Source organism: Aliiglaciecola litoralis, assembly GCF_039523355.1.
Classification (GTDB): Bacteria; Pseudomonadota; Gammaproteobacteria; order Enterobacterales; family Alteromonadaceae; genus Aliiglaciecola; species Aliiglaciecola litoralis.
The window spans coordinates 1-25,799 of record NZ_BAAAFD010000014.1 but is presented as its reverse complement, the minus strand read 5'-3'; the positions used below and the strand labels follow the sequence as shown (position 1 = coordinate 25,799).

Sequence of the window (25,799 nt, the reverse complement as noted above, 5' to 3'; positions counted from 1 at the left end):
CTCAATAGATTAATTAGCAGGGATTACCTAAAAAAGCAGAGCCTGGGTAATGTGGAACACATCCTTGTTCCATAATTCATTTTTCCGTAGCGGATTAATAGAGCAAGCTGTAGATTTTGCGACGAGACGCTGATTTGATTGGATCACCATCGGGCATCGCATTAATCATATCAAGGGTGAGTTTTTTTGCTTCACCAAAGCCAAGATCTTTTTTCAACACACTAAACAACAGATCCAATGCTTCTTGGATTTTATTGGCTTGATGTAATTTCACTGCCAAGTCTACTTTGATTTGTAGGTTATCGGGTTGTTGCTCAAGGTCGGCCTGAAGTTGTTTTATTTCAGGAGACTCGGCAGCTTGTTCGGCTAATTCAATTTTTCCGTTTATGCTGTGAAAATAACCATTTTGATCCACCAGCTTTATTGGCTCTAGCAACGCTTTTGCTTGATCAATATTACCCAATTCAACATAACAATCCGCCAGTACCATCCGAATGTCGGCTCTATCGCTATCGAGATCGTGAGCTTGTTTTACCAAGGTAAACGCTTGCTGGTAGTCGCCCTGATTAACTAAATTGACCGCTTTTTCGTAAAAACCATCTTCGGCGTTAGGCAAATGTTTTTCTAGCAGTTCTTCAATTTGTTCCTGCATCATGGGTCCGGCAAAGCCATCGACTGGCTGACCATCTTTGACCAGAATGACCGTAGGCAAGCTTTGAATGCCAAATTGGGAGGCAATTTGTTGCTCTTGCTCACAATTGACTTTGGCATAAATAAGGTGCTCGGCATACTTAGTTGCTAAGTGTTCCAGTATTGGAGAAAGCTGTTCACACATCTCTAAATTTGGCGCCCAAAAATCTATCAGTACAAACTTGGTTTTTGAGTCTTCCAAAATGACTTGTTGAAAATTTTCAATATTTAAATTAATCGTAGAATGCATACACGGCCCGTATTTATTATTTTCAGATACTCTATTCTAAGTGGGGATAGTATAAAGAAATTCCAACACTTTCGTCGCCTTTGAATGCTATTTTTGCTAGATAAATTTACGCATTGGACTCGGATGTATTAGTTTGCCAAAACGGGACAAAGACAATATGGTTAAAATAGTCCGCAGTGTATTGCCAACAACTGTGCTAATTTTGAGTCAGTTCCACAACTCATATACTGCACAATACAAAGAGGAGATATCCAATGTCAGAAAAACGCTTCAATAGCTTTGCCGAGTTTTATCCGTATTATTTGTCGGAGCACGAAAATAAAACCTGTCGAAAACTGCATTTTATCGGTTCCTCGTTGATTATTCTGACCATTGCCTATGCGCTGCTCACTCAGCACTGGCAAGTGCTTTGGGCATTACCCATCTTAGGTTACGGATTTGCCTGGGTGGGTCATTTCTTTTTTGAACACAACAAACCTGCCACCTTTACTTATCCTTTTTATAGCTTTTTAGGCGATTGGGTTATGTTCAAAGACATTCTCACCGGCAAGATTAAAACCTAGTCCATACACCTTTACTAGTAACCACCATTTCTGCGCTGCAGTTGCTCGAAATCGCCTACCTGTCTCACAATCACATGTTTACTTCCCAAACACTAATCTTGAATGCGTGATACTTCCTATTCATTTGCATTTGCGTTAGATCTCGTCCCATTTCCGTATCTTTGTGACCCATATTTGTAAGGACTTTTGAGCACCAATTCCTAAGCTGAACACGTCGAAAGGAACTCGGCTATTGCTTAACGGAGCTAAGCGATATCAAGGACAAACAAGGGATTGTTTTGCTAAGGAAAGGGAGGGTGACCTCAATTGGAGGCAACGGGAAGATGCCGTTAAACCAATGCAGTTAATCGCAAGGAGGCAATCAAGGATGGTGGTCCAATGGACCAGGTTGGAAAGGAATCCAATGCAAGAAAGCACCGTGTAGACTGAATTTACAGAGCAATGTCTCTGCTTTGTCAAGGATGACAAATAATACGCTGAAGGTGGTCAACATGATTTTTTTGCAAATGGGAGCGGTATCTCCAAGGACGGAGAATTTCCTACTTTTTAACCCGCTACCCTTTTTCAGGAGGAGATATGCAAGACAGGTTGTTTAGAGAAAATGCCATTGAACATCAAAAGTGCAAGCTGCACGGTGACGTGTTGATCATCCCTGCCATGTCTCACACGCTGGTGGTGCTGATATTAACGCTCTGGCTGGTTGCTGTATTTGCCTGGCTGGTGACAAGTCAATATGCTCGACAAGAAACAGTCGCCGGCTGGCTGGAGCCGCCATCAGGAATTGTCAAAGTGTTTTCACATCAGCTGGATGGAAAAATACAACAGGTTTTAGTCAATGAAGGGCAGCAAGTTACTAAAGGCCAAAGTTTGGTTATCGTCAATGGCGACCGCACCTTACTCAGTGGTTCAAGTTTGCAAGCAACCTTATTACAAGAATACGCCACGCAGAAAAATTTAATTAACGAACAATTAGGCCGTTTGCAAACCACACATAGCATCGCGATGCGCAATATTCAGCGAAACATGGATGCCACCCAATTGGACTTATCTGGTTTGGAAAGTCAAATTAGCACATTAAAAAAACGTCAAGATTTGATTGCTGCTCGTTACCATAATTATCAACAAATGCGACTTAAAGGCCATGTGGCAACTATCGATCTAGACAGATTACTGGAACAAAAACTGGCTTTGCAAAGTGACGCCCAAGCCTTGCTAAGAGAAAGGGCCAACTTAATTAATCGACTTCAACTGTTCGAAAGCGAGCTTATCACCACGCCGCAAAATCACCTCAATGATAGCCGCCAACTTAAGACGAAACTGAGCGAATTGTCTCTTAACATTGCCCAGTTGAGTGGCCAACAGTCAGTCGTTATAAAAGCCAGTCGCGATGGCGTGGTGGCAAATTTACAAGCCAAGGTAGGACATCAAGTCGCGGGCAATACACCACTGTTGTCACTTATTCCGATAAACAGTGTGATCCAAGCAAAGTTATTGATCCCGGTAAAAGCAGCTGGCTTTATTGAAAAAGGCCAGCAGTTAGAAGTACGTTACGACGCCTTCCCTTACCAAAAGTTTGGCCTATACCAAGGCACCATCACCCAGATTTCAGACACGGTTCTACTGCCCGGCGAACTTGATTTTGCGCCGTTGAATTCTTCCGAACCAGTGTATTTGGTCTACGCAGACCTGCAATCTCAAACCGTATCTGCGTATGGAAAACCGCTGCGTTTAAAATCTGGGATGACGTTATCCGCGGATGTCACGCTAAGTGAACGAACGTTATTTGAATGGGTATTAGATCCCATATTGAGCCTTAAAGGAAGAATGTGATGAGCCTAAATGCCACTTTTGAACGGCCAGAAAGGTTACTCAGCTTCACACAACACAATACGCTGCCCTGCATCATGCAAACGGAAGCGGCAGAATGCGGGTTAGCTTGCATCGCGATGATCAGTAGCTACTATGGTTATGAAGTTGATCTAGCAACCTTAAGAAGCCGATTTTCGGTTTCCATGCACGGTGCCACTCTCAAACAAGTCATGCAAATAGCCGATCAGATGGCACTGTCGTCAAGAGCACTCAAACTCGACTTAGACCAACTAAGCCAACTACAAACACCCTGTATTTTGCACTGGGAAATGCGCCACTTTGTCGTACTCAAAAAAGTAACCAGTAATAAAATTGTTATTCACGATCCTGCTTTAGGAGAGCGAAGTTATACGTTTGCCGAAGTAGATAAACTCTTCACCGGTATTGCACTGGAGTTATCACCCACCTTTGAATTCGAAAAAGGCCAGCGTAAAAAACGACTTAGTCTTAGTCATTTTTGGTCGCATATCAGCGGATTGAAACGCAGCCTCGCAGTGATTTTCACTTTATCAGTGTTTTTACAAATATTCGCTTTGGTCCACCCATATTACATACAAACTGTGGTCGACGATGTCATCTTGCGTTCTGACTATAATTTACTATTTGTGCTGGCTGCGGGCTTCGGTTTACTCCTTTTGCTCGACACTGGCACCACATTTTTACGCCAAATAATCATCCTTAACTTATCCAGTAAACTTAATATCCAAATGGCCGCCAACGTCTTTAATCACCTTATCCGATTGCCGCTGGATTATTTTGCCAAACGTCACATGGGCGATATCGTTTCTCGATTTGGCTCATTGAGTACTATTCGCGACCTGCTCACCACGGGGTTAGTGACGGTGTTTGTCGACGGCATCATGGCGTTACTGACCTTGACCGTGATGTTTTTCTATGACGCACGACTTACTTGGATAGTGCTTATCATTGTGTTTCTTTATGGCGCGCTTCGTTACCTGTTTTATCGCCCTCTGCGACGTTTAAGTGAGGAAAGTATTGTATCCGCAGCGCGAGAGAACTCACATTTTATGGAGTCGGTCAGAGCCATGCAGACCATCAAATTATTTGAAAAAGAATCGGACCGACAGGCTCAATGGCAGAACAACTTAGCGGATTCGATGAACAAAGATATTCGTTTAGCCAAATGGAACATCAGTTTTGAAACAGCCAATAAGTTGCTGTTTGGTATCGAAAATATTGTAGTCATCTATTTTGCTGCGCTAGCAGTGTCACACAGTCTATTCACCGTAGGGATGTTGTTCGCCTACATCAGTTTCAAAGCTCGCTTTGTATCAGCTATGGACAGTCTTATCGAAAAATGGATTGAATTTCGTATGCTTGATTTACATTTCGAGCGCATTGCAGACATTGTGTACACCGACAAAGATCCTAGGGCGAGCATCACCAAACCTGAATTTCACGAGGCGCCAGTAAACCTTCAATCAAATATATCAGGACAGATCGAAGTTGAGTCTTTGAGTTATGGATTCAGTGATCTTGATCCTCCTTTGTTTAGTGGTATCAATTTACACATAAAAGCAGGCACAACAGTGGCTATCATTGGGCCAAGCGGAAGCGGCAAAACCACCCTACTAAAATGCATGATGGGATTGCTTAGCCCCCGCTCAGGCAACATAGAAGTCGACGGCGTGGCTATTTCCAAATTAGCCAATTACCGCACTCGTATCGCTGCTGTGATGCAAGATGATCAGTTATTAAACGGCTCTATCGCCCAAAACATTGCCTGCTTCGCGACCACCATAGACATGCAAAAAGTTATCTACTGCGCCAATTTAGCCTGCGTACACGAAGATATCATGCACACCAATATGCAATACAACACCCTAGTCGGTGATATGGGCTCGAATCTCAGTGGCGGCCAGAAACAACGCATAGTGTTAGCGCGCGCTTTATACAAAGAGCCTGCCATTTTATTTATGGATGAAGCCACCAGCCATTTAGATATCGCCAACGAAATGGCGATCAACAACCACATTTCAAAGCTATCGATAACCCGAGTGATCATTGCTCATCGCCCCCAGACCATCGAGATCGCTGATCGCGTTCTGAGATTGGAACAAGGCGAATTGCACGACATCACTTGTTCGATAAATCCACCGTCAACAACTCAACCTATTTAAGGAAAAATATAATGGAAAATAGCACGGAGTCACTCCAAAACAAGTTGTCAAAAAGAGAAGCGCAAGTCGCGAATAAAGTCTGTAGTGGTTTGAGTAATCGCTCAATAGCAGATCAACTTTTCATTAGTGAACGCACCGTTAAATTTCACTGTACTAACATTTTCAAGAAAATGGCGGTTCGAAATCGCAAAATGTTGAAAGCGATTTTGCCTCAGCACTATAAACCCATTTAATTGCGCAAAACTGGACTTCAAAAAGCTGCTTTTTGGCATTTTGTTGACCATAATTATAGTGTCGACACAAGGGGTGTCGGCATTACCTAAACGTTGAAAAACAAGGAGAATGAAATGGAACATCCATTCGTAGTCAAAACGGAATTAAATCAAAAACAAGCTCAATCTGTTACTGGTGGAAATGCATATTCGCAAGCGAGTATTAGCGTCAAAGCACTAGGCCCCACACCTATTAAACCCCCGCTTGGTTCAACCATGGCCATTGGCGAGGAAGGTGGCAGCTTTGGTAATTGGTTTTAACTAGAGCAACGGGCTGATCGATGTTACTCGACAGCCCAATCTTCAACTCACTTTGTTTGCTAAGTATGGGATCTAATCTGCATAGACAAATTAGATGCACAAGTGATTCAACATCATCCAACCCAAAAGCGACTGCACGGAGGCAATTTAGCCATGGTAATTATATTAGGTGCGACCAATGACTGTCATGCGTTACATATGCTTAGCGCGTGTCACAAGTCGGGCATCAGAGCAGCGCTATTTGATACTTCTCTTTTTCCCAGTGAAAGCAGTATTAGTTGGGACCCTGTGGCAAATGATGGTGCGCTTATCATCGATTCACAGCGTTATGGTTTTAAAGAAATTGACAGTGTGTTTTGGAGCACCATTGGGCAACCGGTGATGGGCCAAGGTACGCACACACCGGTAAATCAGATTGCCATGTGTGATAGCAGCAGCACGTTACGCACCTTTTTTGCTGAGCAATCCATAGCATGGGTAAATTCTTGGCAGGCATTTGATTTTCACCGCGTTAAACCCAGACAATTGAGCTTAGCCGCTCAGCAAGGCGTGCCGATTCCTCATACCTACATTGGTAATGATCCCGATGAACTAGTAGCATTCACTCAAGAGCATGGGAAAACCATCTGCAAACCGGTTTACGGCGGTGCCCACGCAACATTGGTGGACCCTAGTTTGTTGGTTCTCAGTCGCCTCCAGAAAGTGCTCAAACATGCCCCAGTCACCATTCAACGATATATTGAAGGTACCAATGTACGCACCTTTGTGATTGATCAAGAGGTGTTCAGTGCCGAAATTATCAGCAACCAAGTTGACTTTAGAATGCACTCCGAGCCAGAACATTTGCCAATATCCACGCCAGTTCCTATTCAAGCTATTGCAGTTGATTTATGTCACAAATTTGGTTTGAAGTGGACGGCAATTGACTGGCGCAGAAATGATGAGGGTGATTACGTTTTTCTTGAAGCAAATCCTAGCCCCATGTTTATCCATTTTGAGCAGCTCACAGGTTATCCAATTACAGCGAGGCTACTGAGCTTGTTGTCTAAGCATCCACACTGAAAGGAGTTACTGTAGAATTATCACTAAAGGGGCACAAGTGATATTAGTTCACTGGAATGCTAGGTAATACAAAATGCGCCAAAATTCGGCATTACGCTGGCGCGTTACGATGGGACTCCACCGTAACGGACAGTGTCTTTTGATTAAGAGCGCACTATATTAAAAATATGCTCTTCTGAGTCGACATTCATAATCACTTTGATATTGCTTGCCTGAGATAAGGTATCAACACCTAAGGTAACATAGCCGGCGTAAATTTGATTGGGTGCTAAGGTTTCGGTATCTAACTGCGATGAGATAAAGGAACGATAGTTCTGGGTTAACCTTGCGTTGTTCGGCGAATAAATCCCATTTCTGGAAATGTTTGAAGGTAAGTTTCCTGAATCAGGCGCTCCATTCAAACTCCTTGTGCCGCGATTACCTGCCTTTGACTCTAAATGGTTGGCGGTTCTAAGTCGTTCAGCTTGAACCTTCGACGGCGCTATAAGTGCAACGGGCTGTCCGTCTACGAATACCTGGATGTTTTCTGTACTTATCGTCAAAGGCGTGGTGTTTTGGTTCATTACAACCACTTTAAAAGCCGGCTTATCAAAAACGCCATTAATGTATTTATCTACTTCCACTGCTGCTGTATGTGTTTGTTCTGAAAGTATTTTTGATGCACTGTCATTGGTAATTAAACGCTGGTCTTGACTCGCTTTTCCGAGAAAGTCAGGGGAAGATTGACACCCTTGAAGAAGTAAACAGATACCGAGGCTAAACAATACTTTTTTCATATTAATTTCCTTATATTTGTCATTTTGTGGTAGATGAATCTTTTCATCTACAACTATCATGTAAGAACATGCTGTCTACTCAAGGTTATATTCATACCGTAGAACTAACTAAATAACCTTTTGGTATAAGTAAGTTAGTTGTCTGCAATTTGTTAACATTTCTTTCCTATTTTTTCTTTTTGAGCAGGGCTTCATTACAACCAAGCGATCTCAAATGATAATTTTTCACGTATAGTATCGACGACAGTTAATAGAGATTGCCTTTTTAGGGCAGCAATCGACTCAACACGTAATGCCAGGAATAAATAATGATGAACCCTTTTTTTAGGACAGGTGTCAGTGCGCTGATGCTTAGTCTTACATTTGCTTTCTCCACTTTTTCAATGGCCCAAGACGATCTTGAAGAAGTATCGGATAAAGCTGACGAGAAACAACAGTGGGATGTGTTAACCCCTCCATTTGAGCTAACTGATTTAGCCATTAATACCGATGAAGTGACTTGGGCTAGTTTAGATATCTCGCCCGATGGCAACATGATGGTATTTGATACCCTTGGCGATCTTTTTATTGTCTCTGCACAAGGTGGTGAAGCCAAACCACTTACTCAAGATTTTGCTTGGAATATACATCCTGCCATCAGCCCAGACGGTACAAAAATCGCATTTAGTTCTGACCGTGGCGGACTGAGTAATATTTGGGTAATGGACATTGATGGTTCCAACCTTAAACAAATTACCAAAGAAAAAAACAATATTATGCATTCGCCTAAATGGAGTCCTGATGGCAACTACATAGTGGCAACCAAAGGCATAATGTCGAGCCGCAGTATTCCCGCTGGAGAAATTTGGATGTTTCACCATTCTGGTGGTGACGGAATACAAATTAAAGCCCGCGTAAACGGCAAGAAAGATCAGAAAAATATCGCCGATCCAGCGTTTTCGCCAGATGGTAAATATGTCTATTTCACCCAAGACATTACATCTGGATCAACCTTTAGTTACAACCGCGACCCGTTAAAATCCATCTTTGCGATTACCCGCTACGATTTAGAAAAAGGTGAGGAAGAGCGGTTTGTATCCGGTACGGGCGGCGCCATAGTGCCAACACCATCTCCTGATGGAAACCACTTAGCCTTTGTTAAGCGCATTAAAAATAGAACGGCGTTGTTTGTAAAAGATCTCAACGATGGCAGCGAGAAAGTGCTGTTCCAAGATCTTGAACGAGACATGCAAGAAGGTTTTGGCAGCGAAGGTTACTTTGCCTATTTTGATTGGACGCCTGACTCTAAACATTTGGTATTCTGGACAGGTGGAAAATTCCACAAATTAAACGTGGCAACTGGTCAGCACAAAGACATTCCAGTTTCGGTCTCTACTACGGTTAAATACGCCGATGCAGTGCGTTTTGACGTCGACGTTGCACCTGATTCTTTTGATGTGAAAATGATCCGCTGGGCGCAAAAGTCTCCCGATGGCAAACATATTCTTTATCAAGCTTTGGGCAAACTGTACCTCAAAGAATTGAAAAGCGGTAAAGTTAAGCGACTGACCAAACAAAATGATCATGACGAATATTATCCGCGTTTTTCTAATGACGGTAAAAAAATCGTCTATAGCACTTGGAATGACAGCGACTTAGGCACGATTCGCATTGTTTCTGCACGCGGTGGAAAAGGTAAAGTCATCACTCAAAACCCTGGCCATTACATAGAGCCTAGCTTCTCTCTTGATGGCGAGATGGTGACCTATAGAAAGATTACTGGCGGCAACTTGCTTAGTCCTAAGTGGTCAGTTGAACCTGGGATTTATGTCACTCACCTTGACGATAAAACCCATACTCGTATCGCCAAATCTGGCGTTGCGCCTCACTTTGCCGGTAGCAACGATCGGGTTTACTTTACCACTATTGTGGGTGGTACGCCTTATACCGAAACACAACTGGTCAGCGTGAATTTGAATGGTGAAGACCAACGCGAACATTTGTACGGTGCGGATAAAATAACTGAATATCGCTTGTCACACGATGGCAAATGGATTGCGTTTGTACATCAGTACAATGCCTATGTCGCACCTTTCAAAGAAACCGGTAAACGTCAAAGTATTGGGCCAACCAGTACCGCCATCCCGGTTAAGCAGATATCCAGTCGTGCCGGTGAATATCTAACCTGGCATGCCAACAATCAAGCAGTGAGCTGGTATCACGGTCCTTATTATTTCGAAAGAGAATTAAAGGATGCGTTTAGCTTTGTAGCCGGTGCTCCGGAAACATTGCCAGAGCCAGTATCTGAAGGGATCAACTTATCCTTCCAGCAAAAAGCGGATAAACCCTCAGGCTACAAAGCGTTGGTGGGCGGCTCTGTGGTTACCATGCGTGATGCCAATAATCAGCAGGAAGTAATCACTGATGGCGTGGTGATCATCAAAGACAACAAAATTGAAGCGGTTGGCAAAGCAAGTGACATTGCTATTCCAGAAGGCGCACAAGTAATAGACGTGACTGGAAAAACCATTATTCCAGGACTAATTGATACACACGCTCACGGCTCTCAAGGCAGAAGCGAAATCATTCCACAGCAAAACTGGAGACAATACTCCAATCTAGCCTTTGGGGTGACCACGATCCACGATCCGTCTAACGACACGACGGAGATATTCTCTGCAGCAGAATTGCAAAAAGCCGGCAAGATAGTTGCACCACGGATCTACTCTACCGGCACCATTTTGTATGGCGCTGAAGGTCTGGGTTATAAAGCCATCATTAAAAGTTTTGACGATGCTAAATATCACCTTCAACGCCTTAAAGATGTAGGTGCGATTTCAGTGAAAAGTTATAACCAACCTCGTCGCGATCAACGCCAACAAGTGTTGGCTGCAGCAAGAGAGTTAGGCATGATGGTTGTCCCTGAAGGGGGTGGTAAATTCCAGCAAAACCTATCAATGCTAGTTGACGGCCATACCGGTCTAGAGCATTCGCTTCCAATTGCAACGGGTTACAATGATCTGACCAAGCTTTGGTCGGCCACTAAATTTGGCTATACACCGACATTTGTAGTGTCCTATGGTGGGCTCATGGGTGAAGAGTATTGGTATGACCGCACTGAGGTATGGAAAAATCCTCGATTAATGCGATACACGCCAAGCTATATTGTAGATCGTCGTGCCATCCGCAGACCTACTGCACCAGATAATCAGTACAATCATGTGGCCGTAGCAGAATATGCCAAGGTTCTTAGAGATAACGGTGTCGGCGTTCATATAGGTGCGCACGGTCAACGTGAAGGACTTGCTTCTCATTGGGAGCTGTGGATTATGCAACAAGGTGGCTTCACGCCTTGGGAAGCATTGCGCGGGGGCACTATTGATGGCGCTAAGCATTTAGGCATGGACAAGCAGATCGGTAGCATAGAAGTCGGCAAGGTAGCAGATTTAGTGATTATCGACGGCGACGTTCTTGCTGATATTAGACGCAGTGAATATGTTGATTATACTGTGATTAATGGTCGCGTTTTTGAAGCTGCGACTATGAACGAAGTGGGCAGTAAAACGAAACGCCAACCGTTCTTCTTTGAGCAAGATAATCAAAGCTTTATGCCTAAAGAAACCGAAGCGCAAATGCACGAGAAGGCCAAGCGTCACAAGTGGGTTCACTAATTCCCTTTTAGTTGGCTCAAATACTTAAAGGCGCATTGATTGCGCCTTTTCTATTTGAGCTAGCCGGATCGTTTGCTAATCAACGAAATTAGTGGGATAAAGACAGGGTTAGCTAGGAGTCAATTGTTACTCCGCCATTCATACGTAGTTGGAGAGATTAAATATGGAATTTATTACAGATTATTTGTTTACCGTACAAACGGCAATTTTGATATTTATCGTTGTTTTGATGACGATGTCAGTCAAATTTGTCCCACAAAACCGCGCATTTTTAGTGGAAAGGTTCGGTAAATTTCAATCTACAAAAGAAGCGGGGCTCAATTTCATTCTTCCTTTTGTTGACAGAGTCGCAGCAGACCGTTCATTGAAAGAACAAGCGGTCGATGTTCCTGAACAAAGTGCCATCACCAAAGACAACATTTCACTGTCGGTGGATGGCGTCTTGTATTTCCGTGTATTAGACCCTTACAAAGCCACCTACGGCGTAGACAACTACGTATTTGCGGTAACCCAATTAGCGCAAACCACCATGCGTTCGGAGTTAGGCAAAATGGAGTTAGATAAAACCTTTGAAGAGCGTGACATGCTAAATACCAATATTGTATCGGCGATTAATGACGCGGCTGGCCCTTGGGGAATTCAAGTGTTGCGCTACGAGATAAAAGATATTGTGCCGCCTCAATCAGTGATGGAAGCAATGGAAGCGCAAATGAAGGCTGAACGGGTAAAACGTGCTCAGATCCTTGAGTCTGAAGGTGACCGACAAGCCGCCATCAATCGTGCCGAAGGTGATAAAGCCTCAGTCGTATTAGCCGCAGAAGCGGATAAAGCCGAGCAAGTGCTGCGTGCTGAAGGTGAAGCTAAAGCCATAGTAGCGGTTGCTGAAGCTCAAGCAGAAGCCCTTAATAAAGTTGGCGTAGCAGCCAATACCGAGGCAGGCCAAAAAGCCATCCAGTTAGATCTCGCAACCAAAGCCATTGAAGCCAAGCAAGCCATCGCCAAAGAATCGTCTATGGTGCTATTACCAGATGGTGCTACCGATCCGGCCGCTGTGGTAGCCCAAGCCATGACGGTGATTAATTCGATGAACAACAAAGGGGCTTAATGATGGACTGGCTCATGAACCATTTGGCTGAAACCTTGGTCATTGCTGGCTTACTGATGTTGGCCATTGAGATTGCAATACTTGGATTTGCTACCTTTGTTTTGTTTTTCATTGGTATGGCAGCCGTAATTGCAGGAGCTCTGATGTATATGGGCGTGATCCCAGAAACCATCATGAGTGCGGTTTTGACCGTGGCTATTATCAGTGCATTGGATGCCTTATTGTTGTGGAAACCGTTGAAAAACTTACAGCAAAACGTAGACAACACGCCGGCAAAAAGTGATTTGATAGGCCATAGCTTTACTTTAAGCGAAGACGTATCCCCCACCACTCACACTCAATATCACTACTCTGGGATCAATTGGACCTTAAAAAGTCAGCAACCCATACCGGCCGGTTCAACCGTTAAAGTAAGTAAAGTGGAAGTGGGCGTGTTTTATGTGGAGCCAGATGCAAATTAGCCAATTCAAACCTCGTTAAATCAATTAAGGCCGCACGCATGTGTCTTTAACTGTGTGCGGCCACTACTATCCTTCGCTCCTACTCATATCAACAACCTTGCTAAACAGAGTAATGCTGGCAGATACAATCCAAACTCACGGCCAATTCGGTATCCATAGCAACTAGGTCTACTAATTGACACAGTTCATACAGTTATCATTTAATGCCTAAATATTCTGCTATGCTAAAAAAAACATTTAAACAGAGATAGGTATGTCAGCAAAAGAGATAGAACAATCCTTTGTTATACTGAAGCAAACCGTCCCGTTGTTGGTTAAGCACAAAATTTCTGCGGTTCCGACTAACTATGCGCTTTGGTATACCTATGTCAGCAACGAATCTCCCGAGCTGAATGAAAAATTGGATGCGGTAGTTGAAAGTAAGCTACCCATGTCTGAATTAAAAGCTAAGGATCTTTACCGCAGCTTCGTGTCAGACACTGAGGAAGTGACCGCTTGGGACTTGCGGCAATCATTAGAAGGGATGATGATTGAACTGTCGCAAACCTTAAAAGATACCAAATCAGATACGCAAGAATACAAAAAAGTCATGGATACCTGTATTGACGATTTAAGCAAAGTCGAAAAAGAAGGTTGGACGGTGGAAGAAGTGCTGGGTTTGGTGCGCAACATGGTCAAAGAATCACAGATTATTCGGCAAAGTACCATCAGTTTTAATGGGGCCTTAGCGAGCGCCGAAAAAGAAATTGCACGATTAAAAATGCAGTTAGAAGCAAGCCAACAAGAAGCCATGTATGACGCCCTCACCGGTTTGTGTAATCGCCGTTATTTCGACTCAGAAATGATCAGCAAGATGGGGTTGGAGACAATGAGCCTGTGCCTTATCGACATCGACCACTTTAAAAAGATTAATGACAATTACGGCCATCAAATGGGTGATCTTGTGCTCAAAGCAGTGGCAAAAAAATTACAATCTTGCTGTCGAGATAACGCCCAAGTGTTTCGCTATGGTGGTGAAGAATTTGCTGTGATCATGCCTGAATTTAATCTCTCACGAGCCAGACAGATGGCCGATGTGATGCGTCGTACTATCGAAAAAATCACCGTAAAAGACCGACGCTCAGGTCAATCATTGGGCGATATCAGAGTGTCAGCTGGCGTGGCGCAGCTCAACCCTAAAGAAACTCAAAATGAATTGATAGAACGGGCCGATAAACAACTTTACGAAGCAAAACGTTTAGGCAGAAACCGAGTCATGCCTATATAAGCTGATTTGACTGTAAATATCTCTATTATTTGATCAGCGCTTGGCGCGACTTTAGGATATTTATATTTGCTTTGCACTGTTCACGCCAGATTTAGCACGACAGCAGCGCAGATCAATTCAGGTGTGTTTTTTTACCATTTAATACTAAAAATCAATCAGTTAGTGTCAAGTAAATTTACATGTTCATTTTTCTAAAACATCCCACTCTTTTTAACCAGTTGATTTAAATAGGTTTTCACTTTAAGGCACGTATTTTGCGTATAAAGAATTAAGCTTATTTGATGTTGAGCGGTTTAATTAACTATAAATACTAATAATTAAAGGAATATATGATGTTTAAGAAATTACTGCTAGGTACCCTGTTTTTGTGTTGTTTTGGCTCTGCCAACGCAGCATTAATTTCATTTGATGGCAATATCGCCTTTCACAATGACGTCGTTACCATCGAATTTACTTTGCTCAACGATGCTACCGATGTGCGCGTATGGACAGACTCTCACATGGGTGGTGTTAATTTCGACCCTATCGCTGCACTTTGGACAGCGGCGGGCGATTTAATTGACGAAAGCGATGATGATGACACCATTGATCCTGGTTCACAGACGTTTTATGACGCGGGTTTCTTACTACCCACCCTAGCGGCAGGTGATTATTTGTTTACCGTAGCCACTTACCCTAACTTTGCTAATGGTGATACCTTAGCTCAAGGTTTCGCATTAGATGGCGAGACTCCAATTGCGATGGCGGATTGGTGTCAACCCGCTAACGATTGTAATGAAGGAACTTTTTGGAGCGTTCAACTGGATGGCGTTGATTCTGCCAATATTCCAAATGACATTCCAGCACCTGCGACCATTTTATTAATGGGTTTAGGTTTAGTCGGTTTACTGCGCCGCCGCAAATAAATACCAAGTTTTACTAACCAAAGCCAACATACGGTGAGTATGTTGGCTTTTTTATTGCTCGGTATTATTTTGCTAATTCCCTGATTTGCATACCAATTCAGTCTAAAAAACGCCCTTAAAGCTAAATTGTTGAATATTAAAGCAAATGAAACAATGTAACCTGCCGTTTTTTTTTGTATAATGCCGCGCAATTTTTTATCAGGAATAGAGTGGACCAATGTCAGAATTATCCCATTACAGAAATATAGGTATTTTTGCTCACGTAGATGCGGGCAAGACCACCACGACAGAACGAATTTTGAAACTTACCGGTAAGATCCATAAAACCGGTGAGGTACATGATGGTGAATCGACTACCGATTTCATGGAACAGGAAGCTGAGCGTGGTATCACTATCCAATCAGCTGCAACAACCTGCTTCTGGAAAGATCACCGTTTCAACATCATCGATACCCCAGGACACGTTGACTTTACAGTTGAAGTATACCGTTCACTAAAAGTACTAGACGGCGGTGTAGGTGTATTCTGTGGATCAGGTGGTGTTGAGCCGCAATCAGAAACTAACTGGCGTTATGCCAATGACTCAGAAGTAGCACGTGTCATCTTCGTTAACAAACTTGATCGCATGGGTGCAGACTTCTACCGTGTTGTTAAACAAATTAAAACTGTACTAGGTGCTAACCCACTTGTTATGACGTTACCAATTGGTATCGAAGATGACTTCGTTGGTGTGGTTGATATTCTAGAACAAAAAGCGTACATCTGGGACGACACAGGTCTTCCAGAGAACTTTGAAGTGACTGATGTGCCTGCAGACATGGTTGACAAAGTAGCTGAGTACCGTGAGCAACTAATCGAAACTGCAGTTGAGCAAGATGACGACTTAATGATGGCATATATGGATGGTGAAGAGCCTTCTATTGCTGATCTTAAGCGTTGTATTCGTAAAGGTACTATCGCTCTTGATTTCTTCCCAACATTGTGTGGATCTGCATTTAAGAACAAAGGTGTTCAGAACGTACTTGACGCTGTTGTTGATTATTTGCCAAGCCCAACAGAAGTTGAGCCACAAGAACTCGCTGACGAAGAAACCGGCGAACCTACAGGTGAAGTTGCGCTTGTTTCTGTTGACGAACCTTTCCGTGCTCTGGCGTTTAAAATCATGGATGACCGTTTCGGTGCCTTGACCTTTATTCGTATTTACTCTGGTAAGTTGAACAAAGGTGACACTATCCTTAACAGCTTCACAGGTAAAACTGAGCGTGTAGGCCGTATGGTAGAGATGCACGCAAACGACCGTACTGAACTTACTAGCGCACAAGCCGGTGACATTCTAGCGATCGTTGGTATGAAAGCAGTTAAGACAGGTCATACACTGTGTGATCCTAAGCATCCTTGTACACTTGAGCCTATGATCTTCCCTGAGCCAGTAATCTCTATTGCTGTATCTCCTAAAGACAAAGGTTCTGTTGAGAAAATGGGTATTGCTATCGGTAAAATGGTCGCAGAAGATCCTACTTTCCAAGTAGAAACTGACGAAGACTCAGGTGAAACCATCCTTAAAGGAATGGGCGAACTTCACTTGGACATCAAAGTAGATATTTTGAAGCGTACTTATGGCGTTGAGCTAGAAGTAGGTCAACCTCAAGTTGCTTACCGTGAAACTATTACCCAACCAGTGGAAGATAGCTACACGCATAAGAAACAGTCTGGTGGTTCTGGTCAGTTTGGTAAAATTGACTACCGTATCCGCCCAGGTGAGCCTGGTTCTGGTTTCGTGTTCAAGTCTGTGGTTGTTGGTGGTAACGTTCCTAAGGAATTCTTCCCAGCAATCGAGAAAGGCTTCAAGAGCATGATGGATCACGGTGTTCTTGCTGGCTTCCCAGTGTTAGACGTTGAAATCGAATTGTACGATGGTGGCTTCCACGCCGTGGATTCATCTGCTGTTGCATTTGAAATCGCAGCTAAAGGCGCCTTCCGTCAATCTATTCCAAAAGCTGGCGCTCAGTTGATTGAACCTATCATGAAAGTTGATGTGTTCACTCCAGATGACCACGTTGGTGATGTTATCGGTGACTTGAACCGTCGTCGCGGCATGATCAAAGACCAAGAAGCGGGTGTAACTGGTGTTCGTATTAAAGCTGACGTACCTCTTTCTGAGATGTTCGGTTATATCGGATCACTACGTACAATGACGTCAGGTCGTGGCCAGTTCTCTATGGAATTCAGCCACTATATGCCTTGCCCAATGAACGTGGCAGAAAAAGTTATCGCTGAAACTAAAGAGCGTAACGCTAAGAAATAAATCAGTTAACTGACTTTATATCAAAAGCCCAGATAATGATCTGGGCTTTTTTTTGTCTATTAATTGAATAACAACAAATGAAATCGGCGACTGACGAGTTTAATGGTTAGTCAAATGCTCAAACAATTCATTGGCAACCGCTTCAGAAGAGCCTGGGTTTTGTCCGGTGATCAGGTTGCCATCTTTCACAACCAACGTCTGCCAATCATCGGTTTTTTGATAATTCGCGCCAGCTTCCTTTAACATGTCTTCGAGCAAAAACGGTACTACATCGGTGAGCTCAACTGCCGCTTCTTCCGAATTAGTAAAGCCTGTCACCTTCTTGCCATTGACATAAGGCTTACCTGATTTATCACACACGTTTTTGAATACAGCAGGAGCATGGCACACAGCAGCAATCGGCTTGCCTTGTTCGATAAACTGACCAATTAAACGGATTGAGTTATCGTCATTCACCAAGTCCCACAGTGGTCCATGCCCCCCCGGATAAAACACCGCATCAAACTGGTCTGCATTAACGTCTGATAACTTAACTGTGTTAGCCAACTGCTGCTGCGCTGCTGAATCTGCTTTAAATCGCTCGGTTGAACTGGTTTGTGCGTCTGGCTCATCACTCATAGGATCAAGTGGTGGCTGACCACCTTGAGGAGAGGCTAATGTCACCTTAACCCCTTTATCTATCATCGTATAATAAGGGCTGGTAAATTCTTCAAGCCAGAAGCCCGTTTTTTTGCCCGTATCGCCAAGCTCATCATGAGATGTTAGAACAAATAATACATGCATATTTTCTACCCTTTAAAAATTGCTGTGGTTTGCCGTTTAGTTATCACTTTAAATTTACACCAAAGGCGCTTATCTCAACTTATTGATAGTTTATTTTGACAAGGAAAGATCGATCTATTTCCAAAATTCTCGGAACGCCGTTATTGGCGCTCGTCGAAGAAGCTGATAGATTTGCAGCATCACCTGAAGATAGTTTACAGCCGCTTATCAAGCAAACTCATTTTAGAACAAGGTAAAGAGGTTTATTCGGTGCCACTGTTAGGTACCTTGTTTACCCACGATGCCACCGCTAGATTGAAATTCACTTTTGCTGGGCAAGGGTTAGCAGTGTTGCCTGAATATGATATTCAGCCGCAAATCGCATCAGGAACACTGATTGAAGTTTTGCAAGACTACAGCCAGCCCAACTTGAAGCTGTTTGCCGTATTTCCTCGAGGCGCGACTCAAGCCAACGCGGTAAAACTGATGCTCGAATTACTCAAGCAATATCCACCACACAAGCTTGCACTAATTGACGTTTAACATGTGACATTGTTCACATAAGGCAATAGAACAGCCTGAGTTTAAGGCTGCGCTTTCAGATTACGAATAACTCCAAATTTACCGCTTTTAGTGGATCTTGAATTGAGGCGACTTTATTTCTGTACCTATAGCGACTCGCAGTTACCAAAAATTGTCCTAGAATTAGTATTGCCTGCAGGATGCAGGAACAACACTAACCAAGGAGGCGTTATGAACACCCTATCAACACATCACATTGAGCGAATTTCGGCTGGAACGAGTCAATCTGAATATATGCAGTTGGAACTGGAAATAGCTAACTGGCTTAGCTCTTCTTCGGGCTACTCAACGGCTAGAGACAGTGCCAGACTGGCTAAATATCTTAGCTTACGTAATATGCAAATGGATAATTTACGTTCCCCCGAGCCACTGCGATAACGCGCGCAAAAGGACTCTGAACTTTCAGAGTCCTTTACCTATATCACACGCTTTGGGTTTTCCATTTTCCCCTTCTAAACAACCACACTCCCACAACCGTCATTGACGATTGAGCAATAACAATCGCCCAAAACACACCTGATGGCCCCCACAACAATCCAGTGGCAAGATAATAAGCAAGCGGTATTTGCACTAGCCAGAAGCACAAAAAGTTAATTTTAGTCGGTGTCATAGTGTCTCCGGCGCCATTGAACGCTTGCACCACCACCATGCCCAATCCGTAAAAGCCAAAGCCGACACTGATGTAACGCAAGCACCGAATGGCATATCCCATCACATCTTGTTGTGAGCTGAAGGCCGATACAATATAGGGGGCGAATACAAACAAAATGAGCGCCACACTGAGCATAAAGCTGACATTATATTTGGCGATTTTCCAAACCGATTGCTCAGCACGAAGGGCTTGCCCTGCGCCTAAGTTTTGTCCCACTAAGGTTGCCACTGCGTTACTCAGGCCCCAAGCGGGTAACAAGGTGAATAAGACAATCCGAATGGCAATGGTATATCCGGCCACAGCCGCACTGCCATAAGTGGCGACAATTCGCACTAACACCACCCAACTGGCCGTTGCCACTAAGAATTGCAAAATACCACCGGTAGACACTTTAACCAGCGCCATGAGAGCGTGAAACTTAGGAATTAATGCTCGTAAGGTAAGTGAAATTCGCCCTCGATTGCCGCACAAATGATAAAGTTGATAGATAACTCCGATCCCGCGACCTATAGTGGTAGCCACAGCGGCTCCAGTAACTCCCATTTCAGGAAAAATGCCCCAACCAAATATCAAGATGGGATCTAGTACTATATTGATACCATTGGCTAACCATAATGAGCGCATAGCCACGCTGGCATCTCCTGCGCCACGAAATATCGCGTTGATTAGAAATAAATAAACAATGGTCACCGAACCACACATCATGATCATGGTGTAGTTACTGCCTAAAGCAAGCACCTCATCATCGGCGCCCATAAAACGCAGTATATCCGCTGTATACCACAAGCCCATTGCGGCGACCGCGAGTGCCACTATCAGTCCAAGCCACAGCGCTTGTCCCGCCGCCTGATTGGCTTTCTGCGGATTTTTTTCACCAATGCGACGGGCAACTGTGGCGGTAACCCCCATGCTAAGGCCAATCGCCAATGCATAAAGAATGGTTAATATCGCTTCAGTTAAGCCAACCACCGATACGGCCTGATAACCTAAGAAAGAAACGTAAAAAATGTCAACTAGGGCAAATATCGCCTCCATCGACATCTCCAGTATCATGGGTACAGCTAACAAAAAGGCGGCGACGCCAATCGAACCGCTAGTGTAGTCATACTGTACTTTTCCAGATACAGCTTGTTTAAAAAGTGCCCACAAGGAAGGGCGATGTTGAGTATGTGCAGTCATGAGGTAGTTCCATCGAGTCAATGTCCTACCAATATAAATGGCGAACATGAAACAAATAAATTCTGGACGCAAAGAGTCCAAGCGATTACCAATTAATTGGCTTTCGTTACCTCAGTCGATTTAGCTATGAAGGTGGTATTAATAAATGGATTATTGAATAGCAACCACTGAGGAACCGAGCGCAATTGGGGTGCATAGATTGCAATTTGAATTGTTCATTGACTGATCCTCAGTAACTTGATAACTAAAGAGTAATCTGGTGGCTTTTTACTGTCAAATAAAAAACCACGCTTGGAAATTTAAAACGAGTTGTGAAACTTAGAAAGTAGCAATATGCTGTTTTAATACCTGATTAATATCCCGCGCTAATGTTTCACTGTATGGAAGTTTAAACGCGGCAATATTTTCCTCTAACTGAGCCATAGTCGTAGCGCCTATGATGGTTGAGGTAATACCATCGACGTTATCGCACCACATCAGGGCTAGTTGGCAAGGGGTAATATTATGTTTTTCCGCTACCTTGATGTAGCCACGTATTGCTTGTTCTGAATTGGGCGTGTCGCGGAATAAGCCCATGCGTTGCTCGTAAGTCCAGCGGCTACCAGCAGGTCTTTTACCGTCTAAATACTTGCCACTTAGCATCCCACCGGAGAGCGGTGACCATGGCAAAAACGCAATGTCTTCGTGACAACAATGTTCAATTAAATAAGGCCAATCTTTACTATGCAATAAATTAAATTCATTTTGGATCGATACCATCTTAGGTAACGAATGGGTCTCGGCCAGTTTAAGGTATTGATGGATCCCCCAGGTCGTATCATCTGATAATCCACAATGCCTAATTTTTCCGGCCTTGATACATTCATCCAACGCCATCAAGATCTCCAGCATGCTATTAATTTCATACTCAGGGTCTACATCCGAAAAACGCACTTTATTAGGCAAATGCCGACCAAAGTGCGGTGATGTTCGATTTGGCCAATGTAGTTGATATAAATCGATGTAATCAGTTTGCAGTCGTTTTAAAGACGCATCGACTGACTGGACTATACTCTTGCCGTCAATTCCATTTCCCTTCCTAATATAGGAAATACCTGGACCGGTAATTTTACTGGCTAAAATGATGTCTTCTCGTTTTTGCGGATTGCGACTAATCCAATTGCCTAAAATGCGCTCGGTATCTCCTTGGGTGTGCTGATTAGGCGGAACGGGATACATTTCAGCGGTATCGATGAAATTGACCCCTTGCGATAAGGCGTACTCAATCTGCTGATCCGCTTGAGCTTGGGTATTTTGTATTCCCCACGTCATACTGCCCAAGCACACTCGTGACACATTGAGGCCACTACTGCCTAATCTTGAATACTTCATTTTCTAATACCTTACATTGAATTATGGGTTAACACGAAACTCACTATAATGATAAAACAGCTTGGGATAGCCGCGCTCGGTAGTATCGATTTTGTTTGAAAAAGAATACACTATTGGCACACGAATTTGCGTCAACATCATCAGTTTTAGGACCAAAAAACACATAATGCCTCAGCCAGACGGAAAACGCTTAAACAAATACATCAGTGAAACGGGGATTTGCTCGCGCCGAGAAGCCGATAAACTGATCGAACAAAACTGCGTCACCATTAATGACAAAATTCCCGAATTAGGCACTAAAGTCATGCCTGGAGACAAGGTCAAAGTGAAGGGTAAGTTGATTGGTGCGACACCAGACAATAAGTCTGACCGTGTTTACATTGCTTACAACAAGCCTATTGGCATTACCTGCACCACTGAACGCCACGTCAAAGGTAACATCATAGATGCAATTAAACATAGACAACGTATTTTTCCTATTGGCCGATTAGACAAGCCATCTGAAGGGTTGATTTTGTTGACCAGCGATGGCGATATCGTGAACAAAATATTACGTGCCGAGAATGCCCACGACAAAGAATACGAAGTGACGGTAAACCAGCCAATCAGTGAGCGATTTTTAAAACGCATGGCTGATGGCGTACCGATTCTGGGCACGGTTACCAAACCTTGCAAAGTGAGACCAATGGGTAAGTTCAAATTCAATATTATTCTCACCCAAGGACTAAATCGCCAGATCCGGCGGATGTGTGAATTTTTAGGTTACGAAGTGGTGAAGTTAAAGCGTACCCGCATTATGCACATAGATATCTCAAAATTAATGCCAGGACAATGGCGTAATTTAACCGACAAAGAGATGCAGCAACTTAATACTGCATTGAAGCATTCCCGCAAAACGGCTGATTAAAGACGCGATTTAATTACCTTTAATTAAACCGCGCCGCCTGTCTTTGAATGGTTAACATTAGGCTTTTTAATCAACTCAATGAACCGCGGTTGGCAAAAACTGCTGGATGGTGGCAGGCAATCGACTAACCACATGTTTACGACTCACTTGCCAAAAAGCAGAGAGTAGCAATAGTGTAGTACCAATACACATTCCAGTAACAGCAAAGCTATAGCTGACCATGCCGTAGTTCTCCAATATGGTTGAAAATGCATAAATCACATACACCAATGCGGACACCATAATGGCACGTCGATCAACGGCGATGGAAATCACCGCTAATAAAATATACAAACCCAAAACCGCTAATGACAAGTACACATCACCGACCCCACCAAGTACACCCAGCGTCGAAAAAATCGGATGAACGATCATCGGGGCCGCGACAAGATGCAGCCAAAAAGCCACGTCTGAAGCGCGGGTTTGCCTAGTGCGATCTGTGGCATCCCAATACATGGCTAATCCAAATACGATTAAACCAGCAACAAGTAACAGGCTATTTGTCCAAACGAGCATCGTTGGATACATACCCAAGATGATTGCGACTAAACTTCCACAGATGGCAACCACCGAAGCAGCAACGGTAATAGGCACTCTAAAGCGGCGCCAATGCCCTAAAGCGGCAATTGTGGTGAGAATACCAGAAATTAAAAACGCAGCTTCTGAGGGGTGTTCATTAACCATAAGCGGCACTGCAAATACTCCGCCAAGGAAAGTAATCAGCAATACGATAGCCGGCAGCGCCATTTTGCGTTTGATCACGAAAAATTCAGCAAGCAACCAAGACACCACAGCCATAGCTGCCGCACCTAAAACTGGGACTAAGCTGAATCCTAACCAAGCTGTAGAAACAAGTAGTAGACCACTGGCAATCACCACGAATATATCGTTGAAACCACTTATCAGTCTAAAGTTCTCTTCGTCCGCTAAAGCCGTGCCTCTGTTTTTGGCAGTGTGTTCTTTAAATTGCTCTACTGCGCTACTTGAAAATATGTTGTGCTCTACGGCACTTTGTAAGTCTTCATCATTGTACATATAACTGCTCCTGTTAGATCGATTCCAAAGAATGTATAGCAAGTGTTAAGCCAGTTATTTAATACTTAAAAAACAGAGACTTAGAGAAATAGAAAACTCAGCACTGGGCGAGTTGATTAATTATTTAAATAATTAACGAAATAGTTGTCAGATGCACCACCCTAGTGCGTCGATATTTATTCGTTACAACCGTTACTGATTATGTCAGTTTTTCATGACCCCAATCAAACTCGGCCAGCCCAACCCCGCTTTGTAGATTTTTATAATCAGTTTTCGCCAGCGCTCTGGCGATAGTTTTAAATTGCGCTTTGGATTTAATTGCTCGAGTGGTTAACAAATCGAAGCGAATATCGCCACCGGAAGAATAATCAGCATGACGTATCTGTTCCGCTTTGTTCGCAGCATCGTAATAATCCAATACATATCCCAACAGACGGTTTTGTATCATCAACATTTGCTTGCTGACGAGATGTGTACACATACCTTGTTGTTTTACCGCTTTGATAAAGCCTTTTTCGGTCAGTTCTTGGGCGCTCGCCTGTAATCCGTTTGATAGCTCAGCGTATTTGTTGAGTAAGACTAAATAGCGCTCTGAAATGATTTGATCAGCAGACTCTCCGAATAAACTCAGCTCTTCTTGCAGGTCTTGACTAAGCATATCGAGCGATACCAACAACCGATTGAAATTAGACATGGAATTTAATAAGTGACAGTGTAGTGATAGTGGACAATCACTAAGACTATCCTTGTCTATCCCATCAGGTCAACAAGTACGGTGTTTAAACGAGAAACAGGCGTCGATGAGGTCCCGGCCTAAAAGCACTACCGGGATGACTCTTGTTTCTGAGCATTACCGGGATGACAGTTGTTTCTGAGCACTACCGGGATGACTGTTATTATTGTCGTCCCCGAGGCGACGTTCTTTGTCATCCCCGAGGCGCTCTTGATCGGGGATCTCCGTATAAATATTGCATGGTTCAACTACAAACAGGCGTCGAGAAGGCGACGTTCTTTGTCGTCCCCGAGGCGCTCTTAATCGGGGATCTCCGTAAAAGTCTTGCATGGTTATACTACAAACAGGAGTCGATGAGGCGACGCTCTTTGTCGTCCCCGAGGGGCTCTTGGTCGGGGATCTCCGTATAAATATTGTTTGGTTATACTGCAAACAGGTGTCGATGAGGCGACGCTCTTTGTCGTCCCCGAGGGGCTCTTGGTCGGGGATCTCCGTATAAATATTGTTTGGTTATACTGCAAACAGGTGTCGATGAGGTCCCGGCACAAGAGCACTACCGGGATGACAGTTATTATTGTCATCCCCGAGGCGCTCTTGGTCGGGGATCTCCGTAAAAGTCTTGCATGGTTCAACTACAAACAGGTGTCGAGAAGGCGACGCTCTTTGTCGTCCCCGAGGCGCTCTTGATCGGGGATCTCCGTATAAATATTGTTTGGTTCAACTACAAACAGGTGTCGATGAGGTCCCGGCCTAAAAGCATTACCGGGATGACTGTTGTTTCTGAGCACTACCGGGATGACAGTTATTATTGAGCACTGCCGGGATGACGACTTTGGTTGGCGCATAAAAAAAGCTGCACTAGGCAGCTTTTTAAATTCTATTTGGAGTCTGGCTTATGCAATAATTTTTGCAACAACACCAGCGCCAACAGTTCTGCCACCTTCGCGGATTGCGAAACGTAG

General features: G+C 43.7%; 23 protein-coding genes. 15 read left to right on the top strand and 8 right to left on the bottom strand.

Annotation, left to right across the window (positions count from 1 at the left end; all coding sequences use genetic code 11):
• Positions 1 to 94 precede the first annotated feature (94 nt).
• Positions 95 to 940, bottom strand: a complete 846-nt coding sequence (locus ABD036_RS17490; RefSeq protein WP_343862263.1) for a tetratricopeptide repeat protein — start codon at positions 938 to 940, stop codon at positions 95 to 97.
• 254 nt (positions 941 to 1,194) lie between these two features.
• On the opposite strand from ABD036_RS17490, the gene ABD036_RS17485 reads away from it, so the two are divergent.
• The 6 genes from ABD036_RS17485 (at position 1,195) to ABD036_RS17460 (ending at position 7,108) form a co-directional block, all read left to right on the top strand.
• On the top strand, positions 1,195 to 1,503 hold the full coding sequence (locus ABD036_RS17485; RefSeq protein WP_343862262.1) for an Mpo1-like protein: 309 nt from the start codon (positions 1,195 to 1,197) through the stop codon (positions 1,501 to 1,503).
• Positions 1,504 to 2,079: 576 nt separating this feature from the next.
• Positions 2,080 to 3,333: an HlyD family secretion protein gene (locus ABD036_RS17480; protein WP_343862260.1), complete on the top strand. Its 1,254-nt coding sequence runs from the start codon at positions 2,080 to 2,082 to the stop codon at positions 3,331 to 3,333.
• Entirely contained in the window at positions 3,333 to 5,513 is a 2,181-nt protein-coding gene (locus tag ABD036_RS17475) for a peptidase domain-containing ABC transporter (protein WP_343862258.1), read from the top strand. The genes ABD036_RS17480 and ABD036_RS17475 overlap by 1 nt, the downstream gene beginning before the upstream one ends.
• Positions 5,514 to 5,524: 11 nt before the next feature.
• Complete coding sequence (locus tag ABD036_RS17470; RefSeq protein WP_343862256.1) at positions 5,525 to 5,746, top strand: LuxR C-terminal-related transcriptional regulator; 222 nt, start codon at positions 5,525 to 5,527, stop codon at positions 5,744 to 5,746.
• A 114-nt stretch (positions 5,747 to 5,860) separates the two neighbouring features.
• Complete coding sequence (locus tag ABD036_RS17465) at positions 5,861 to 6,046, top strand: hypothetical protein (RefSeq protein ID WP_343862254.1); 186 nt, start codon at positions 5,861 to 5,863, stop codon at positions 6,044 to 6,046.
• A 153-nt stretch (positions 6,047 to 6,199) separates the two neighbouring features.
• Positions 6,200 to 7,108, top strand: a complete 909-nt coding sequence (locus tag ABD036_RS17460; protein WP_343862252.1) for an ATP-grasp domain-containing protein — start codon at positions 6,200 to 6,202, stop codon at positions 7,106 to 7,108.
• Between the two features lie 143 nt (positions 7,109 to 7,251).
• Here the strand turns inward: ABD036_RS17460 and ABD036_RS17455 are convergent, their stop codons facing one another.
• Positions 7,252 to 7,884: a hypothetical protein gene (locus tag ABD036_RS17455; protein ID WP_343862250.1), complete on the bottom strand. Its 633-nt coding sequence runs from the start codon at positions 7,882 to 7,884 to the stop codon at positions 7,252 to 7,254.
• A gap of 308 nt (positions 7,885 to 8,192) precedes the next feature.
• Between ABD036_RS17455 and ABD036_RS17450 the strand changes: the two genes are divergently transcribed.
• The 6 genes from ABD036_RS17450 to fusA all read left to right on the top strand — a co-directional run bounded on the left by ABD036_RS17450 (position 8,193) and on the right by fusA (position 17,577).
• Positions 8,193 to 11,534, top strand: coding sequence for an amidohydrolase family protein (locus ABD036_RS17450; protein ID WP_425542585.1), 3,342 nt, complete (start codon positions 8,193 to 8,195; stop codon positions 11,532 to 11,534).
• Between the two features lie 163 nt (positions 11,535 to 11,697).
• A complete protein-coding gene (locus ABD036_RS17445; RefSeq protein WP_343862248.1) occupies positions 11,698 to 12,639 on the top strand; it encodes an SPFH domain-containing protein in 942 nt (313 codons plus the stop codon).
• The gene (locus ABD036_RS17440) at positions 12,639 to 13,100 is read left to right on the top strand and encodes an NfeD family protein (protein ID WP_343862246.1); all 462 of its coding nucleotides are present in this window, start codon (positions 12,639 to 12,641) and stop codon (positions 13,098 to 13,100) included. Before ABD036_RS17445 ends, ABD036_RS17440 begins: the two co-directional genes overlap by 1 nt.
• A 253-nt stretch (positions 13,101 to 13,353) precedes the next feature.
• A complete protein-coding gene (locus tag ABD036_RS17435; RefSeq protein ID WP_343862244.1) occupies positions 13,354 to 14,367 on the top strand; it encodes a GGDEF domain-containing protein in 1,014 nt (337 codons plus the stop codon).
• Positions 14,368 to 14,699: 332 nt separating this feature from the next.
• Complete coding sequence (locus ABD036_RS17430; protein ID WP_343862242.1) at positions 14,700 to 15,272, top strand: DVUA0089 family protein; 573 nt, start codon at positions 14,700 to 14,702, stop codon at positions 15,270 to 15,272.
• Between the two features lie 217 nt (positions 15,273 to 15,489).
• Positions 15,490 to 17,577, top strand: a complete 2,088-nt coding sequence (gene fusA / locus ABD036_RS17425; protein WP_343862240.1) for an elongation factor G — start codon at positions 15,490 to 15,492, stop codon at positions 17,575 to 17,577.
• Between the two features lie 99 nt (positions 17,578 to 17,676).
• Here the strand turns inward: fusA and ABD036_RS17420 are convergent, their stop codons facing one another.
• A complete protein-coding gene (locus ABD036_RS17420) occupies positions 17,677 to 18,360 on the bottom strand; it encodes a type 1 glutamine amidotransferase domain-containing protein (protein WP_343862238.1) in 684 nt (227 codons plus the stop codon).
• Between the two features lie 171 nt (positions 18,361 to 18,531).
• Here ABD036_RS17420 and ABD036_RS17415 point away from each other — a divergent pair, with 171 nt between their 5' ends.
• Both ABD036_RS17415 and ABD036_RS17410 read left to right on the top strand, forming a co-directional pair.
• On the top strand, positions 18,532 to 18,882 hold the full coding sequence (locus tag ABD036_RS17415) for a LysR substrate-binding domain-containing protein (protein ID WP_343862236.1): 351 nt from the start codon (positions 18,532 to 18,534) through the stop codon (positions 18,880 to 18,882).
• Positions 18,883 to 19,092: 210 nt separating this feature from the next.
• Entirely contained in the window at positions 19,093 to 19,299 is a 207-nt protein-coding gene (locus tag ABD036_RS17410; RefSeq protein ID WP_343862234.1) for a hypothetical protein, read from the top strand.
• Positions 19,300 to 19,342: 43 nt separating this feature from the next.
• Here the strand turns inward: ABD036_RS17410 and ABD036_RS17405 are convergent, their stop codons facing one another.
• Both ABD036_RS17405 and ABD036_RS17400 read right to left on the bottom strand, forming a co-directional pair.
• Positions 19,343 to 20,752 carry an MATE family efflux transporter gene (locus ABD036_RS17405; RefSeq protein ID WP_343862232.1) on the bottom strand — a complete coding sequence of 470 codons (1,410 nt, stop codon included), beginning with the start codon at positions 20,750 to 20,752 and terminating at the stop codon, positions 19,343 to 19,345.
• Between the two features lie 318 nt (positions 20,753 to 21,070).
• On the bottom strand, positions 21,071 to 22,123 hold the full coding sequence (locus ABD036_RS17400) for an aldo/keto reductase (protein ID WP_343862230.1): 1,053 nt from the start codon (positions 22,121 to 22,123) through the stop codon (positions 21,071 to 21,073).
• Between the two features lie 166 nt (positions 22,124 to 22,289).
• On the opposite strand from ABD036_RS17400, the gene rluF reads away from it, so the two are divergent.
• On the top strand, positions 22,290 to 23,030 hold the full coding sequence (gene rluF, locus ABD036_RS17395; protein ID WP_343862228.1) for a 23S rRNA pseudouridine(2604) synthase RluF: 741 nt from the start codon (positions 22,290 to 22,292) through the stop codon (positions 23,028 to 23,030).
• Positions 23,031 to 23,105: 75 nt separating this feature from the next.
• Here the strand turns inward: rluF and ABD036_RS17390 are convergent, their stop codons facing one another.
• From ABD036_RS17390 to ABD036_RS17380, 3 genes are all read right to left on the bottom strand, one after another.
• Positions 23,106 to 24,104, bottom strand: coding sequence for a hypothetical protein (locus tag ABD036_RS17390; protein ID WP_343862226.1), 999 nt, complete (start codon positions 24,102 to 24,104; stop codon positions 23,106 to 23,108).
• Between the two features lie 199 nt (positions 24,105 to 24,303).
• Positions 24,304 to 24,798 carry a hypothetical protein gene (locus ABD036_RS17385; RefSeq protein WP_343862224.1) on the bottom strand — a complete coding sequence of 165 codons (495 nt, stop codon included), beginning with the start codon at positions 24,796 to 24,798 and terminating at the stop codon, positions 24,304 to 24,306.
• A 932-nt stretch (positions 24,799 to 25,730) separates the two neighbouring features.
• Positions 25,731 to 25,799 (bottom strand): EF-Tu C-terminal domain-related protein (locus tag ABD036_RS17380; RefSeq protein ID WP_198552046.1); only part of this gene is annotated, 69 nt, incomplete at its 5' end.